A 14,545-nucleotide genomic window follows, 5' to 3' on the forward strand; every position below is an offset into this window, starting at 1 on the left:
GCACCGGTCGCCGACGGTTGCCCGAATGCGCCCCGGCCACCCGTATCCATCTGGTATGCGCCGATCGAGTGACCTTTCCCCTGCTATTGCTCGGCTGTTGCCCTGCTGTTCCTCGGCTACTCCTCGACGGGCAGCGCCACGGCGGCCGCCGCCTGAGGCCCCTCGTCGAGCAGGACGGTGAAGCCCTCCTCGTTCAGAACCGGCACCTTGAGCTGCATCGCCTTGTCGTGCTTCGACCCCGGGTTGTCGCCCACGACGACGAAGGACGTCTTCTTGGAGACCGAACCGGTCACCTTCGCTCCCCGGGTCTGCAGCGCCTCCTTCGCGCCGTCCCGGGTGAAATGCTCCAGGGTGCCGGTCACCACGACCGTCAGCCCCGCCAGCGGACGCGGGCCCTCCTCCTCGCCGGCCCCCTCGTCCTCCATGCGGACACCGGCCGCCCGCCATTTGCGGATGATCTCGCGGTGCCACTCCTCGGCGAACCACTGCTTGACCGAGGCGGCGATGATGCCGCCGACGCCCTCGGTGGCGGCCAGTTCCTCCTCGGTGGCCTGCTCGATCCGGTCGACGGACCGGAACTCCCGGGCCAGCGCCTCCGCCGCGACCGGGCCGACGTGCCGGATCGACAGACCGGTGAGGATCCGGGCGAGCGGGCGTTCCTTGGCCGCCGCGATGTTCGCCAGCATCGCGACCGCGTTCTTGCGCGGCTCGCCCTCCTGGTTGGCGAAGACGGTGGCGGTCTTCTCCTCGCCCGTCTTCGGGTCCCGCTTGGGCAGCCCGCTGTCCTGGTCGAGGACGTACGCCCTGATGGGCAGCAACTGCTCGATGGTGAGGTCGAACAGGTCGCCCTCGTCCTTCAGCGGCGGGTCCGCGGGCTCCAGCGGCCCGGTGAGCGCCGCGGCGGCGACATAGCCGAAGTGCTCGATGTCCAGCGCCTTGCGGCCCGCGAGATAGAACAGGCGCTCCCTCAACTGGGCCGGGCAGGCACGGGCGTTGGGGCAGCGTAGGTCGATGTCGCCCTCCTTCATCGGCCGCAGCGGCGTACCGCACTCGGGGCACTCGGCCGGCATGACGAAGGCGCGCTCGCTGCCGTCGCGCAGGTCGGCGACCGGGCCGAGGATCTCCGGGATGACGTCCCCGGCCTTGCGCAGCACCACCGTGTCCCCGATGAGGACGCCCTTGGCCTTGACCACGTCCTGGTTGTGCAGCGTGGCGAACTCCACCTCGGAACCGGCCACGGTGACCGGCTCGACCTGTGCGTACGGCGTGACCCTGCCCGTACGGCCCACGCCCACACGGATGTTGACGAGCCTGGTGTTGACCTCCTCGGGCGCGTACTTGTACGCGATGGCCCAGCGCGGTGCGCGCGAGGTGGAGCCGAGGCGGCCCTGGAGCGGGATCTCGTCGAGCTTGACCACCGTGCCGTCGATCTCGTGCGCCACGGAGTGCCGGTTCTCGCCGTAGTACGCGATGAACTCCCTTACACCGGCGAGGTCTTCGACGACCCTGTTGTGCGGGGAGGTGGGCAGGCCCCAGGTCTTCAGCAGGTCGTACGCCGCGGAGAGGCGGGCGAGGCCCTCGAAGCCCTCCAGGGCGCCGATGCCGTGGACGACCATGTGCAGCGGGCGGGTGGCGGTGACGCGCGGGTCCTTCTGGCGCAGCGAACCGGCCGCCGCGTTGCGCGGGTTGGCGAAGGGCTTGTCGCCGGCCTCCACCAGGCGGGCGTTGAGGCCCTGGAACTCCTCCATCGGGAAGAAGACCTCGCCGCGGATCTCCACGAGGGCGGGCACCCCGTCGCCCTTCAGACGGTCCGGGATCTCGGCGATGGTCCGCACGTTGGGGGTGATGTCCTCGCCGGTGCGGCCGTCGCCGCGGGTCGCCGCGCGGACCAGGCGCCCGTACTCGTAGGTGAGGTTGACGGCGAGGCCGTCGACCTTGAGCTCGCACAGGAAGTGGAATTCCTGTGCGCCCAGCTCCCGGTGGATGCGCTCGGCCCAGGCGGCGAGGTCGTCGTCGTTGAAGGTGTTGTCGAGGGAGAGCATCCGGGAGCGGTGCTGGACGGAGGTGAACTCCGTCGCGTACGCCCCGGAGACCTTCTGGGTCGGGGAGTCGGGGGTGCGCAGTTCGGGGAACTGCTCCTCCAGCGACTCCAGTTCGCGCAGCAGCCGGTCGAACTCGGCGTCGCTGACGACGGGCGCGTCGTTCACGTAGTACCGGAAGCGGTGCTCCTCGATCTGCTCGGCGAGCCGGGCGTGCTGCTCCCGCGCCTTCGCCGGCACGCTCGTCGTCTCCGCCTGCTGGTCACCCGCCACCGTGTCTTCTCCCGTCACCGTGTCTTTTTCCGTCACTCCGGGTTGTCCGCGAGGGATCTCGCCGCCCGGACGCAGTGTGCGTAGGCGGTGCGCGCGTACTCCGGGGAGGCTCCCGCGAGTCCGCACACCGGGGTGACCGTGACCGCCTCCGCGAGAAGGCCCGGCCGCAGCCCCAGCCTGCGCCACAGCGTTCTGACCCCCATGACGCTACCGGCAGGGTCCGACAACGGGCCGTCCGTCCCCGGCACGACACCGGTGAACAGCCGGGTGCCGCTCTCGACCGCCTCCCCGATCGTTTCTTCGTCACGTTCGGTGAGAAGCGAGAAGTCGAAGGAGACCGCCTGCGCTCCCGCCCGCCGCAGCAGGGCGAACGGGACGTCCGGCGCGCACGAGTGGACCACGACCGGGCCCTCGCCGTGCACCTCGAACACGTCCCTCAGGCCGGACTCGACGAGCTGCCGGTCCACCGCGCGGTGGGTGCGGTAGCCGCTGGCGCTGCGCACCCGGCCGCGCAGGACGTCGGTGAGGGAGGGCTCGTCGAGCTGGAGGACGAGCCGCGCGCCGGGCACGCGCCGGCTCACCTCGGCGAGGTGCAGGCGCAGTCCCTCGGCGAGCGAGGCGGCGAGGTCCCGGCAGGCGCCGGGGTCGGAGAGGGCCACCTCGCCGTTGCGCAGTTCCAGCTGGGCGGCGAGTGTCCAGGGGCCGACGGCCTGCACCTTCAGCGGGCCCTCGTACCCCTGGGTGTGCTCCTCCAGCGCGTCGAGGTCCTCGCCGAGCCAGGAGCGGGCCCGCTTGGTGTCGCGCCCGGGCCGGTCACCGATCCGCCAGCCGCTGGGCTCCACCCGCGCGTACAGCTCGACGAGCATCCCGGCGGTCCGGCCGATCATGTCCGCGCCGGGTCCCCGGGCGGGCAGTTCGGGCAGGAAGGGAAAGTCCTCGAAGCTTCCGGTGACGGTTTTGACGGCCTCTCGGACGTCCCCGCCCGGCATCGACCCGACCCCGGTCGCGGCCCCGAACCTGAACTGGCTGTTTTCGCTCACCTCAGAAGCGTACGGAACGTGGGCGGGCGGCCGGCGCCCCGGCCGTGTCGGCGGGGCGTGCGCCCGGCCGGGAGGCCGGCACCCGGTCAGTGCCCCGGCCGCACCGTCAGGTCGTTGACCTCCGCGTCCCGGGGCAGGTCGAGGGCCGTGAGGAGGGTGGTGGCGACCGACTCGGGGTCGATCCACCGGCCGGGGTCGTAGTCCTTGCCCTCCTGCTGGTGCACCTTGGCCTGCATGGGACTGGCGGTGCGGCCGGGGTAGACCGAGGTGACCCGGACGCCGTTGCCGTGCTCCTCCTCGCGCAGGGAATCGGCGAGTGCCTTCAGGCCGTGCTTGGAGGCCGCGTAGGCGCCCCACTGGGCGTGGGCGCTCAGGCCCGCACCGGAGTTGACGAAGACCACGTGTCCGCGGCTCGCGCGCAGCTGGGGCAGGAAGTGCCGGGTGAGTTCGGCGGGGGCGACGAGGTTGACGTCGAGCTGGTGCCGCCAGGTCTTCGGGGTCAGCTCGCCGATCTCGCCGAGGTCGACGACGCCGGCGATGTGCAGCAGGGAGTCCACCCGGTCCGGGAGGGACTGGTGGGAGAGGGCCCAGCTGAGCCGGTCGGGGTCGGCCAGGTCACCGACGAGGGTCCGCGCGCCGGGGAACTCGGCCGCCAGTTCCTTCGCGCGCCCCGCCGAACGTGCGTGCAGGACGAGTTCGTCCCCGCGCGCGTGCAGCCGGCGGGCGACGGCCGCACCGATGCCGGAGCCTGCTCCGGTGATCACATGTGTAGGCATGCCCGCCATGCTCGCATCACCGCCTGGTCAGGGCCTGGCCAGGGTTCTCCCGTGGAAGGACCTGAGCCGGCTCACTCGATGCCCTGGCTCTCCTCCAGGTACGCCAGCGCCCCGACGGGCTCCTCGGCGAAGAACACCAGGTCGGTGAGGGCGCGGGGCAGGAAGCCCTCGTCCTCCATCCGCCGGAACTGCGTCTTGAGGCCGTCGTAGAAGCCCGCACTGTTCAGCAGGACCACCGGCTTGTCCGTGTGCCCGTGCTTCTTCAGCTCGAGGATCTCGGTGGCCTCGTCGAGGGTGCCGGTACCGCCCACCATGATCACCACTGCGTCGGCCTTCTCCAGGAGCAGGCGCTTGCGCTCCGCCAGGTCCCGGGCGACGATCATCTCGTCGGCGCCCTCGCGCGCCTTCGCCGCGAGGAACTCCACGGAGACGCCGAGGAGCCGGCCGCCCGCCTCCTGCACCCCGTCGGCGACGACTTTCATCAGGCCGACGTCGGAGCCGCCCCACACCAGGGTGTGGCCGCCCTTGCCGAGCAGCTCGGCGAACTCCCGCGCGGGGCGCGTGTACCGCTCGTCCAGATCGGCGGCGGAGAGGAAGACACAGATATTCACGTCCTCAGGGTACGGGCCCGGTCCGGCGGGGAGGGGAAGAATTCGGCCTCGGCGAACGCTGCACCCGTCGGTGGCCGGACCGGCCGGCGTTCGGCCCCTCCGAATGCCGGCTGACCCCATGACCCTGCTGACCGAGGAGCGTGGACCATGACCAGAGGACACCGCATCACCGTCGAACGGAGCGAGCGGCACGTGCGCGTGGTGCACGGCGGGGAGGTCCTGGCCGAGAGCGACCGGGCGCTGGTGCTGCGCGAGACGGGCCTGCCCGCGCGGTACTACATCCCGCCGGAGGACGTGCGGCTCGACCTGCTGACCTCGTCCGAGACCCATACCCACTGCCCCTTCAAGGGCACCGCGTCCTACTGGTCGCGCCCGGACGCGCCCGATCTCGTATGGGCCTACCCGGACCCGAAGCCGGACGTCTCCGGCATCAAGGACCACCTGTGCTTCTACGACGTGGACGTCCAAGGAGACGCGGAAGCCCGATGATCGGATAGAAGGGTTGCGATCGACGGACGCGCCGCCCGCCTCACCGACGATCGGGCCTCAGTGCGGCAGTCTGCGGTGACATGGACAAGAACATCGTTTCGCGTGACGGCACCCACATCGCCCACGAGAGCGCCGGACGGGGTTCCGTGGTCGTCCTCGTCAGCGGCGCGATGTCGACGGGCGCCACGGTGGCACCGCTGGCCGCCCCGCTCTCGGAGCGGTTGCGGGTCGTCGTGTACGACCGCCGGGGCCGCGGCGCGAGCGGGGACCTGCTGCCGTACACGGTGGAACGCGAGGTCGAGGACCTGGCAGCGCTGATCCAGGCGGTGGGCGGGGAGGCGTCCCTGTACGGCGTCTCCTCGGGCGGCGCGCTGGCGCTGCGTGCGGCGGCGAGCGGCCTGCCGGTGCGGCATGTCGCCGTGTACGAGACGCCTTACGCGACGTCCGAGGAGGACCTGAGGGAGCGTGCCCGGTACACCGAGCGCCTGACGGAGGCACTGGGCGAGGGGCGCCGCGGGGACGCGGTGGAGCTCTTCCTTCGTCTCACCGGCCTGAGCGAGGCGGTGATCGGGGGAGCCCGGCAGTCCCCCCTGTGGGCCGGCATGGAGTCGATCGCGCCGAGCCTCGCGTACGACGACGCGGTCATGGGCGACGGCGGTGTCCCGGTGAAGCTGCTGGCGTCGATCCCCGTACCGGTGCTGTCCATCGCGGGCGATGCGAGCCCGGCCTGGATGCGCGAGGCCGCCCGGGCGATCGCGGACGCCGTCCCCCTCGGCACTTGCCGCACCCTGCCCGGCCAGACCCACATGGTCGAACCGGACGTCCTGGCCCCGGTGCTGGCGGAGTTCTTCGCACGGTGAGGACGCGGGTGCGCGAGCCCCCGCGGCTCCCGCGGCTCCCGCGGAAACGGTGTGGCAGCGCGACGTGGCGGGTCGGTATGGTCCGGTCTTTCGGCCGGCCGTTTCCGCAGCTTTCGACGTTCAGGAGCGATTTCGATGACCAGCCGACGGGCAACGACGACTCTGTGGCGTCCGACCGGGCCGAAGGAGCTGGAGCTGGTCCGGAAGTCGGGGTGGCGGGCCTGGCCGCCCCGGTTGCCCGAGCAGCCGATCTTCTATCCGGTCCTCAACGAGGACTACGCGATCAGGATCGCCCGGGACTGGAACGTGAAGCACGACGGTGCCGGGTTCGTCACCCGCTTCGAGGTCGAGTCGGAGTTCCTCGCCCGGTATCCCGTCCAGCAGGCGGGCGGGCGGACCATCCTCGAGCTGTGGGTGCCGGCCGGGGAACTCGACGAGTTCAACGCCCGCATCGTCGGTGAGATCCAACTCGTCCACGAGTTCCCCGCACAGCCGCAGGACCATCGACGGGGCGAGGAAGCCGTGACGGGTGTGCAGGCGTCGGCACCCGCCCGCCGTTTCCGGGACCGTGACGATCACCCGCGTCCAGAGGGGACACTCCCCTTCCGAAAAGCGTGAGCACTCCGGGCCCCACTGTCACTTTGACGCTCGTTCGAGCGTCAAAGTGACAGTCGCCCGCCATCTGCTCACGGTTTTCGACAAGCTCATCGTGCCGACCCCGTCGGACGCCCCGGTGTCAGACCGCCGTGGGGTTCTTCGCCGTGCGGGACGTCGACGCGATCGTGGCCGAGCCGACCACGCGGGTGCCGGCGTAGAGGACGACGGCCTGGCCCGGGGCCACGCCGCGGACCGGTTCCTTGAACGACACCTCCAGGGTGCCGTCGATGAGCTCGGCGGTGACCTCGGTCTCGTCGCCGTGGGCGCGGAGCTGGGCGGTGTAGGTGCCGGGGCCGGTGGGGGCGGTGCCGCACCAGCGGGGCTCGATCGCGGTGAGCGCGCCGACGTCGAGGGAGTCCGCGGGGCCGACGGTGACCGTGTTGGTCACCGGGGAGATGTCGAGGACGTAGCGGGGCTTGCCGTCGGGGGCGGGGGTGCCGATCCGCAGGCCCTTGCGCTGGCCGATGGTGAAGCCGTGGGCGCCCTCGTGCGTGCCGACCTTGGCGCCGGACTCGTCGACGATGTCGCCCTCGGCCCGGCCCAGCCGGTTCGCGAGGAAGCCCTGGGTGTCGCCGTCGGCGATGAAGCAGATGTCGTGCGAGTCGGGCTTCTTGGCCACCGCCAGCCCCCTGCGCTCAGCCTCCGCGCGGATCTCGTCCTTGGTGGTGACCGTGTCGCCGAGCGGGAACATCGCGTGGGCGAGCTGCCGGTCGTCCAGCACGCCGAGGACGTACGACTGGTCCTTGGCCATGTCGGAGGCGCGGTGCAGTTCGCGCGTGCCGTCGGACAGGGTGACCACGCGCGCGTAGTGGCCGGTGGCCACGGCGTCGAAGCCGAGGGCCAGGGCCTTGTCCAGCAGCGCGGCGAACTTGATCTTCTCGTTGCAGCGCAGGCACGGGTTGGGGGTGCGGCCGGCCTCGTACTCGGCGACGAAGTTCTCCACGACGTCCTCGCGGAAGCGGTCGGCGAGGTCCCACACGTAGAACGGGATGCCGATGACGTCCGCGGCACGGCGGGCGTCGCGCGAGTCCTCGATGGTGCAGCAGCCCCGCGCGCCCGTGCGGAAGGACTGGGGGTTCGCGGAGAGCGCGAGGTGGACGCCGGTCACGTCGTGCCCCGCTTCGGCGGCACGGGCCGCGGCCACGGCGGAGTCGACGCCGCCGGACATGGCGGCCAGTACCCGGAGGGGGCGGGGGCGGGAGGGCTGCGGGATCTCAGTCATAACCGTTCCAGGGTACGGGGAACGGGAACCGGAGCCACCGGGTATCCGTTGTTGCTCGCATGGGGGAAAGAAGAGCTTCCACGGACCGGGCCGGCAAGGACGGGGACCGTCGCATCGGGCGGCGCGCCCTGATCGTCGGCGGGGTGGCCGCCGCCGCGGGTACGGCCGTGCTGGCGCGGGACGAGCTGGGCCGCCTGTGGTGGAGGATGCCCGGGGTCGAGAAGCCGCGCAAGCAGGGCGTGGTCGACTTCGCGGGCGCCCGCTGGGTGGCGGCCTCGGACGCCAACTGGCGGCGCGCGGACCGGCCCGACGACTTCGATATAGACATGGTGATCGTCCATGTCACGCAGGGCAGTTTCGACAGCGCGGTACGGGCCTTCCAGGACCCGGGGCACCAGGCGTCCACGCACTACATCGTCGGGCAGGACGGGCGCATCACGCAGATGATCCGCGAGCTGGACGTGGCCTACCAGGCGGGCAACCGCGCATACAACGAGCGCAGTATCGGCATCGAGCACGAGGGCTTCGTGGACCGGCCGCAGGACCTGACGGACGAGATGTACGAGGCCTCGGCCCGGCTCACGGCCCGGATATGCGCGCGCTACGACATACCCGTCGACCGCAAGCACATCATCGGCCACATCGAGGTGCCGGGGACGGATCACACCGACCCGGGCCCGCACTGGGACTGGGAGCGCTATATGAAGCTCGTACGTCAGGCGCTCACGGCGACGGCCTGACCCCGCCACCCGAAAACCGGAAAAAACCTCAACCTATCCCTTTCCGTCCAGAAATGGGCGTTCTATCATAAGAACAGGCCTACGGGATGAGTGAGGGAGTTCGACCGGAGTAGCCGACTTCAGCGCGAGGTTTCGGCTTCCGCTGGTGCCGACGTCGACGGTCGGGCTGAGAGGCCGGAAGGTCGCAGGACAGGACCGGAAGGCGACCCCTAGTCACCTGATCCGGGTCATACCGGCGAAGGGAACCCGTCTCGTAGGTCGTAGTCGTGCCCGGGGGAAGCCAGCGCCCCGGCGGGCAATGTTCGCCCCGTCGCGACGCCCGGCACGCTCCCCCAAGCTCTTCGAGCAGGGGGACCCCCCACTCGCCGCACCGGACGCCGCTCCTCGACGGGCGAACGCTGCCCGCCGGGGCGCTAGGTCAGCCCCGCCGCCCGCGCACGTTCCACCGCTGGCCCAATGGCCTTCGCCAGGGCCTCGACGTCGGCCCCGGTGGAGGTGTGGCCGAGGGAGAAGCGCAGGGTGCCGCGGGCCAGGTCCGGGTCGGTGCCGGTGGCCAGGAGGACATGGCTGGGCTGGGCGACGCCGGCGGTGCAGGCGGAGCCGGTGGAGCACTCGATGCCCTGGGCGTCGAGCAGGAGCAGCAGGGAGTCGCCCTCGCAGCCGGGGAACGTGAAGTGGGCGTTGGCCGGAAGCCGTCCCCCGGGCGCGGGGTCGCCGCCCAGGACGGCGTCCGGGACGGCCTCGCGGACCGCGGCGACCAGGTCGTCGCGGAGCGCGCCGATCTCGCGGGCGAACCATTCCCGCTGCTCGGCGGCGAGCCGGCCGGCGACGGCGAAGGAGGCGACGGCGGGCACGTCAAGCGTGCCGGAGCGGACGTGCCGCTCCTGACCGCCGCCGTGCAGCACCGGCACGGGGGTGTGCTCACGGCCCAGGACCAGCGCTCCGATGCCGTACGGGCCGCCGATCTTGTGGCCCGAGACGGTCATCGCGGCGAGCCCGGAGGAGGCGAAGTCCACAGGCACCTGGCCGAAGGCCTGGACGGCGTCGGAGTGCAGCGGGACACCGAACTCGGCTGCGGTCTCGGCGAGTTCACGGACCGGCAGGATCGTCCCGATCTCGTTGTTGGCCCACATCACGGTGGCCAGGGCCACGTCGTCGGGGTTGCGGGCGATCGCCTCGCGCAGGGCGTCCGGATGGACCCGGCCGTGGGAGTCGACCGGCAGGTACTCGACGACGGCGCCCTCGTGCTCGCCGAGCCAGTGGACGGCGTCCAGGACGGCATGGTGTTCGACGGGGCTGGCGAGGACCCGGGTGCGGGCCGGGTCGGCGTCGCGCCGGGCCCAGTACAGGCCCTTCACGGCGAGGTTGTCGGCCTCGGTCCCGCCGGAGGTGAAGACCACCTCGCTGGGACGGGCACCGAGGGCTTCGGCGAGGGCTTCGCGGGCTTCCTCGACACTGCGGCGGGCACGTCGGCCGGCGGCGTGGAGGGAGGAGGCGTTGCCGGTGACGCCGAGGTGCGCGGTGAGTACCTCGATCGCCTCGGGAAGCATCGGGGTGGTCGCGGCGTGGTCGAGGTAAGCCATGGTGGGGCCGATTCTACGGGCCTCGCCCGGCGAGCCCGGGGCGCGGTCGGCCGGGAACCGGCACGCCTGTTCAAATGCCCCCAGCCGGCCGCACCGCGAAGGGCCGCGAAGGACCGCTCAGCCCAGGCGCACCCGGGCGAGCTGACGGGACTGGGCGACCAGTCGGTCCGTGCTGTCCCAGACCTCGGCGTCCTCCTCGAGGAAGCCGCCGGCGAGGTTGCGGGTGGTGATCGACACCCGCAGCGGGCCGGGCGCCGGGCGGGAGCGGACGTGCACCGTCAGCTCGACCGTGGGGACCCAGCCCTTGAGTCCGAGCTCGAAGGCGGTGGGAGGCAGCGCGTCCACCGCGAGGAGCAGGGAGAGCGGATCGTGGTCCCGGCCGTCGGCGAGCCCGAACCAGGCACGCATCTCTCCCTTGCCGGAGGGCTCCCCTAGGGCCCAGCCGAGGGTCGACGGGTCGAGCTTGAGCATCAGCCGGTCCGTGATGGCGGAGCTGCCGTCGACGGGAGCCGGACCGTCCTCGGGGCCGAAGCACTGGTCCATGGGCGGTATCGCGGGCGGCACGGCCGACGTGCGGACGTCGTCGGGGAGGGCGTCCAGGTCGCCGTAGGAGGCCAGGAGACGGATGCGCTCGACCTCGCGCCCCTGGTCGTCGGTCTGGAAGAGGGACGCCTGACCGGTCGAAAGGGTGCGTCCGGTGCGTACGGTCTGGGTACGGACGACCGCCGGGCCCGGCTGGGAGGCGGTCAGGTAGTGCGCGGAGAGGGTGAACGGGTCCGCGTGCGGCAGGGCGTCGGCGAGGGCGCGGCCCAGTACGGCCAGCAGATAGCCGCCGTTGACGGCGCTGATGATCGTCCAGCCGGCGGAGAGATCGATGTCGTAGACGCCCGGTTCACGGGGCGTGACCGCGGTGTCGCGGTCGAACTCGCTGTCGCCGATGGTGGCCCGGAGGGCCGGGGCGGAGGCTGCTTCTGGCATGGGTGAACAGTACAAGAGTCACCTACTAAGCGGTAGCTTTGGATCCTGGCCCACCCCTCACCCCCTCCTCTACTCCTCCTCGCGGGCCGTCGAGCGCCGCTGCCACGCGCGGGGCGCCCGCCAGTGGTACCGCAGCGCCAGCAGTCGCAGCATGAACGCCGTGATCACGGCGAGGCTGCTGGTGAGCGCGTTCAGCACGTCGAAGTGGATGCACAGGGCCACCATCGTGGCGCCGACCATCGCCGGTACCGCGTAGAGATCGCGGTCCCAGCGCAGCAGCGAGGGCACCTCGTTGGCGAGCACGTCCCGCAGCACACCGCCGCCCACCGCGGTGACCAGGCCCAGGCAGGCGGAGGCGGTCAGGCTGAGCCCGTAGTCGTAGGCCTTGGCGGTGCCGACGACACAGAACAGGCCGAGCCCCGCGGCGTCGAAGAAGTTGACGGCGTTCTGGATGCGCTCGACGTGCGGGTGGAGGAAGAAGACCAGCACCACGGCCAGCAGCGGGGTCACGAAGTACCCGAGGTCCGTGAAGGCGGCGGGCGGCACGGCGCCGATGACCACATCGCGGAAGAGCCCGCCGCCCAGGGCTGTGGCCTCGGCGAGGACCGCGATGCCGAAGACGTCGAGGTTCTTGCGAACGGCCAGCAGGGAGCCCGAGATCGCGAAGACGAAGATGCCGATCAGGTCGAGCGCATGCAGGAGGGACGGGCTGAAGAGTTGCTGAAGCACCTTGACATTCTTACTCAGCAAGAACCCCTCGCCTTACAAAGCAAGGCGAGGGGTGGGACGAACTTGCTGTCCGTGGACCGAGCAGCGGGACCGGCCGAGGCCTGTGCGGGACAGGCGCTTCACTGGTCGATCGCCGCTGGAGCACACGTGTGGTCCAGTCGTTCGATGATCATCGAGCTGCCCGCGAAGGTGTGAACCGATTCGAGCGGGTACCGGACGGACGGCCGAAGAGTTCTCGGAGCACCGGACGATTCCGCTCCGTCCGGTGCTCCGAGGAGTACGGCGGTCCGTCAGGCGGTCCCGGCCGAACCCTTACCGGATGCGTCCGGCCCCGTGGCGTCGTGGTCCTTCGCGATGGCATCGGCCGTCGGGTCGCTCGGGACCTCGACCGCTGCGGGTACCTTTTCCTTGACCACCGCGGCGTCCGGCTTGGTCGTCGAGTCGGCCGGCAGGAGCGCGGCGGGAATCTCCGCTTCGCCCTCGGCCCGCTCCACCAGCGCGTCCTCGGTCTCCGTGACGGCCTCGATGCCCGTCGGCCGGGTCGGCGCCAGCTCTCCCGACGCGATCTCGGCGGCGTAGTGGCAGGCCACCCGGTGACCGCCGCCGACGTCCTTCAGCTCCGGCCGTTCGGTCGCGCACTTCTCGGCCTGCGCCCAGGGGCAGCGGGTGTGGAAGCGGCAGCCGCTGGGCGGGTTCGCCGGGGAGGGCAGGTCGCCGGTGAGCAGGATGCGCTCGCGGCGGTCCTCCACCTCCGGGTCGGGCACCGGCACGGCCGACATCAGGGCCTTGGTGTACGGGTGCTTGGGCTCGGCGTACAGCGTGTCGCTCGGCGCCTCCTCGACCAGCGAGCCCAGGTACATCACGCCGATCACGTCGGAGATGTGCCGGACGACCGCGAGGTCGTGGGCGATGACCAGGTAGGTCAGGCCGAGTTCCTCCTGGAGTTCCTCCAGCAGGTTGACGACCTGGGCCTGGATCGACACGTCGAGCGCGGAGACCGGCTCGTCGCAGATGATCACGTCCGGCTCGAGGACCAGCGCGCGGGCGATGCCGATGCGCTGGCGCTGGCCGCCGGAGAACTCGTGCGGGTAGCGGGCGAGGGCGTTGGAGGGCAGGCCGACCCGCTCCAGGATCGCCTTGATCTTCTCGCGGCGCTCCTCCTGGTTCTTGCCGATGCCGTGGGCGACCATGCCCTCGGACAGGATCGACTCGATGTTCTGCCGGGGGTTGAGCGAGCCCAGCGGGTCCTGGAAGACCATCTGGAGCCGGCGCCGGAAGCGGCGCATCTCCTCGCTCGGCAGCTTCGCCAGGTCGGTGCCGTCGAGGACGACCGACCCCTCGGTGATGTCCACGAGCCGCAGCACCGACCGCCCGAGGGTGGTCTTGCCGCAGCCGGACTCGCCGACCAGGCCGTAGGTCTCGCCGGCCTCGACCTTCAGGGACACCCCGTCCACGGCGTAGACGTGCCCGACCGTACGGTCGAACAGCACGCCCTTCTTGATGGGGAAGTGGACCTTGACGCCGTCCAGTTCGAGCAGGCTCATGCGGGGACCTCCTCGGCCTTCGCGTCGTCGAGTACGGGGTTGACGCACCGCACCCGGTGATCGGCGGCACGCGGCTCGGCGAGCTGCGGGGTGCCGGTCAGGCAGCCCATCTCGTACCGGTCGCAGCGCGGCGCGAAGGCACAGCCGTCGACCCAGGCGACGCGGTCGTTGATGGAGCCGCGGATGGGCTTGAGGGACTCGCCCCGGGGAGCGTCCAGGCGCGGGATGGAGCCCAGCAGTCCGTGTGTGTAGGGGTGGGTGGGGTGGGCGAACAGCTCGCGGCGCCCGGCGGACTCCACGGCCTTGCCCGCGTAGAGCACGTTGACCTGGTCGCAGATACCGGCGACCACACCGAGGTCGTGGGTGATCATCAGCAGGGCGGTGCCCTCCTGGTCCACGAGTTCCTTGAGCAGTTCCAGGATCTGGGCCTGGATGGTCACGTCGAGGGCCGTGGTGGGCTCGTCGGCGATGAGCAGGCTCGGGGCGCAGGCCACCGCCATGGCGATCAGCGCGCGCTGGCGCATACCGCCGGAGAGCTGGTGCGGGTACTCCTTGAGCCGCCGGGTCGGGTCGGGGATGCCGACCCGGTCCAGCAGGTGGGCGGCCTCCTTGCGGGCGGCCTCCCCCTTCATCCCGCGGTGGCGTTCCAGGATCTCGGTGACCTGCACGCCGATCGGCACGACCGGGTTGAGCGAGGACAGCGGGTCCTGGAAGATCATCGCCATCTTGCTGCCGCGCAGGTCGCGACGGGCGGACGTGCTCATGGTGAACAGGTCCGTGCCGTCGAATTCGGCGCGGCCGCCGACCGTGACGCCCTTGGGGGGCAACAGGCCCATCAGGGCCAGGGAGGTGACGGACTTTCCGCAGCCGGACTCGCCGACCAGGCCCACGACCTGGCCCTGGTCGACGGTGAAGGAGACGCCGTCGACCGCTCGGGACTCCTTGCGGCCGCGGCCGCCGAAGGTGACGGTCAGTTCGTCGACAGTGAGCAGAGACATGGTGGT

At 71.3% G+C, this 14,545-nt stretch carries 13 protein-coding genes, 1 pseudogene and 1 riboswitch; of the genes and pseudogenes, 4 read left to right on the plus strand and 10 right to left on the minus strand.

Going from position 1 to position 14,545, the window contains the following annotated elements; all coding sequences use genetic code 11:
* Window positions 1-116: 116 nt before the first annotated feature.
* The 4 genes from ligA to ACFYQA_RS09635 form a co-directional block, all read right to left on the minus strand.
* Window positions 117-2,312 carry an NAD-dependent DNA ligase LigA gene (gene ligA / locus ACFYQA_RS09620; RefSeq protein ID WP_388914098.1) on the minus strand — a complete coding sequence of 732 codons (2,196 nt, stop codon included), beginning with the start codon at window positions 2,310-2,312 and terminating at the stop codon, window positions 117-119.
* A 32-nt stretch (window positions 2,313-2,344) separates the two neighbouring features.
* On the minus strand, window positions 2,345-3,352 hold the full coding sequence (locus tag ACFYQA_RS09625; RefSeq protein ID WP_388913970.1) for a methionine synthase: 1,008 nt from the start codon (window positions 3,350-3,352) through the stop codon (window positions 2,345-2,347).
* A gap of 86 nt (window positions 3,353-3,438) precedes the next feature.
* Window positions 3,439-4,137, minus strand: a complete 699-nt coding sequence (locus ACFYQA_RS09630) for an SDR family oxidoreductase (protein WP_388913973.1) — start codon at window positions 4,135-4,137, stop codon at window positions 3,439-3,441.
* A gap of 62 nt (window positions 4,138-4,199) precedes the next feature.
* Window positions 4,200-4,739, minus strand: coding sequence for a TIGR00730 family Rossman fold protein (locus tag ACFYQA_RS09635; protein WP_388913976.1), 540 nt, complete (start codon window positions 4,737-4,739; stop codon window positions 4,200-4,202).
* A 147-nt stretch (window positions 4,740-4,886) separates the two neighbouring features.
* Here ACFYQA_RS09635 and ACFYQA_RS09640 point away from each other — a divergent pair, with 147 nt between their 5' ends.
* The 3 genes and pseudogenes from ACFYQA_RS09640 to ACFYQA_RS09650 all read left to right on the plus strand — a co-directional run.
* On the plus strand, window positions 4,887-5,228 hold the full coding sequence (locus ACFYQA_RS09640; RefSeq protein WP_388913979.1) for a DUF427 domain-containing protein: 342 nt from the start codon (window positions 4,887-4,889) through the stop codon (window positions 5,226-5,228).
* 80 nt (window positions 5,229-5,308) lie between these two features.
* On the plus strand, window positions 5,309-6,088 hold the full coding sequence (locus ACFYQA_RS09645) for an alpha/beta fold hydrolase (RefSeq protein ID WP_388913982.1): 780 nt from the start codon (window positions 5,309-5,311) through the stop codon (window positions 6,086-6,088).
* A gap of 135 nt (window positions 6,089-6,223) precedes the next feature.
* A pseudogene (locus tag ACFYQA_RS09650) lies at window positions 6,224-6,571 on the plus strand (hypothetical protein); the annotation flags it as partial.
* Between the two features lie 253 nt (window positions 6,572-6,824).
* Here the strand turns inward: ACFYQA_RS09650 and mnmA are convergent.
* Window positions 6,825-7,967, minus strand: coding sequence for a tRNA 2-thiouridine(34) synthase MnmA (gene mnmA, locus ACFYQA_RS09655; RefSeq protein WP_388913985.1), 1,143 nt, complete (start codon window positions 7,965-7,967; stop codon window positions 6,825-6,827).
* Between the two features lie 59 nt (window positions 7,968-8,026).
* Between mnmA and ACFYQA_RS09660 the strand changes: the two genes are divergently transcribed.
* Window positions 8,027-8,707, plus strand: a complete 681-nt coding sequence (locus ACFYQA_RS09660) for an N-acetylmuramoyl-L-alanine amidase (protein WP_388913988.1) — start codon at window positions 8,027-8,029, stop codon at window positions 8,705-8,707.
* An 82-nt stretch (window positions 8,708-8,789) separates the two neighbouring features.
* Window positions 8,790-8,968: riboswitch (TPP riboswitch) on the plus strand.
* Window positions 8,969-9,120: 152 nt separating this feature from the next.
* Here the strand turns inward: ACFYQA_RS09660 and ACFYQA_RS09665 are convergent.
* From ACFYQA_RS09665 to ACFYQA_RS09685, 5 genes are all read right to left on the minus strand, one after another.
* The gene (locus ACFYQA_RS09665) at window positions 9,121-10,290 is read right to left on the minus strand and encodes a cysteine desulfurase family protein (protein WP_388913991.1); all 1,170 of its coding nucleotides are present in this window, start codon (window positions 10,288-10,290) and stop codon (window positions 9,121-9,123) included.
* Between the two features lie 117 nt (window positions 10,291-10,407).
* On the minus strand, window positions 10,408-11,268 hold the full coding sequence (locus ACFYQA_RS09670) for a thioesterase family protein (protein ID WP_388913994.1): 861 nt from the start codon (window positions 11,266-11,268) through the stop codon (window positions 10,408-10,410).
* A gap of 69 nt (window positions 11,269-11,337) precedes the next feature.
* On the minus strand, window positions 11,338-11,997 hold the full coding sequence (locus ACFYQA_RS09675) for a trimeric intracellular cation channel family protein (RefSeq protein WP_388914101.1): 660 nt from the start codon (window positions 11,995-11,997) through the stop codon (window positions 11,338-11,340).
* Window positions 11,998-12,287: 290 nt separating this feature from the next.
* Window positions 12,288-13,541, minus strand: a complete 1,254-nt coding sequence (locus tag ACFYQA_RS09680; RefSeq protein WP_388913997.1) for an oligopeptide/dipeptide ABC transporter ATP-binding protein — start codon at window positions 13,539-13,541, stop codon at window positions 12,288-12,290.
* Window positions 13,538-14,539 (minus strand): ABC transporter ATP-binding protein, encoded by a 1,002-nt coding sequence (locus ACFYQA_RS09685; protein WP_388914000.1) that lies wholly within the window; start codon window positions 14,537-14,539, stop codon window positions 13,538-13,540. The genes ACFYQA_RS09680 and ACFYQA_RS09685 overlap by 4 nt, the downstream gene beginning before the upstream one ends.
* Between the last annotated feature and the right edge of the window lie 6 nt (window positions 14,540-14,545).

The sequence above is a fragment of the Streptomyces sp. NPDC005774 genome (assembly GCF_042871645.1).
Lineage (GTDB): Bacteria > Actinomycetota > Actinomycetes > Streptomycetales > Streptomycetaceae > Streptomyces > Streptomyces pratens.

Coding starts and splice junctions, on each gene's coding strand:
- ACFYQA_RS09670 (WP_388913994.1), bottom strand. CDS start 11,268: ATGCCAGAAGCAGCCTCCGCCCCGGCCCTCCGGGCCACCATCGGCGAC.
- ACFYQA_RS09645 (WP_388913982.1), top strand. CDS start 5,309: ATGGACAAGAACATCGTTTCGCGTGACGGCACCCACATCGCCCACGAG.
- ACFYQA_RS09680 (WP_388913997.1), bottom strand. CDS start 13,541: ATGAGCCTGCTCGAACTGGACGGCGTCAAGGTCCACTTCCCCATCAAG.
- ACFYQA_RS09685 (WP_388914000.1), bottom strand. CDS start 14,539: ATGTCTCTGCTCACTGTCGACGAACTGACCGTCACCTTCGGCGGCCGC.
- ACFYQA_RS09665 (WP_388913991.1), bottom strand. CDS start 10,290: ATGGCTTACCTCGACCACGCCGCGACCACCCCGATGCTTCCCGAGGCG.
- ACFYQA_RS09640 (WP_388913979.1), top strand. CDS start 4,887: ATGACCAGAGGACACCGCATCACCGTCGAACGGAGCGAGCGGCACGTG.
- ACFYQA_RS09630 (WP_388913973.1), bottom strand. CDS start 4,137: ATGGCGGGCATGCCTACACATGTGATCACCGGAGCAGGCTCCGGCATC.
- mnmA (WP_388913985.1), bottom strand. CDS start 7,967: ATGACTGAGATCCCGCAGCCCTCCCGCCCCCGCCCCCTCCGGGTACTG.
- ACFYQA_RS09660 (WP_388913988.1), top strand. CDS start 8,027: ATGGGGGAAAGAAGAGCTTCCACGGACCGGGCCGGCAAGGACGGGGAC.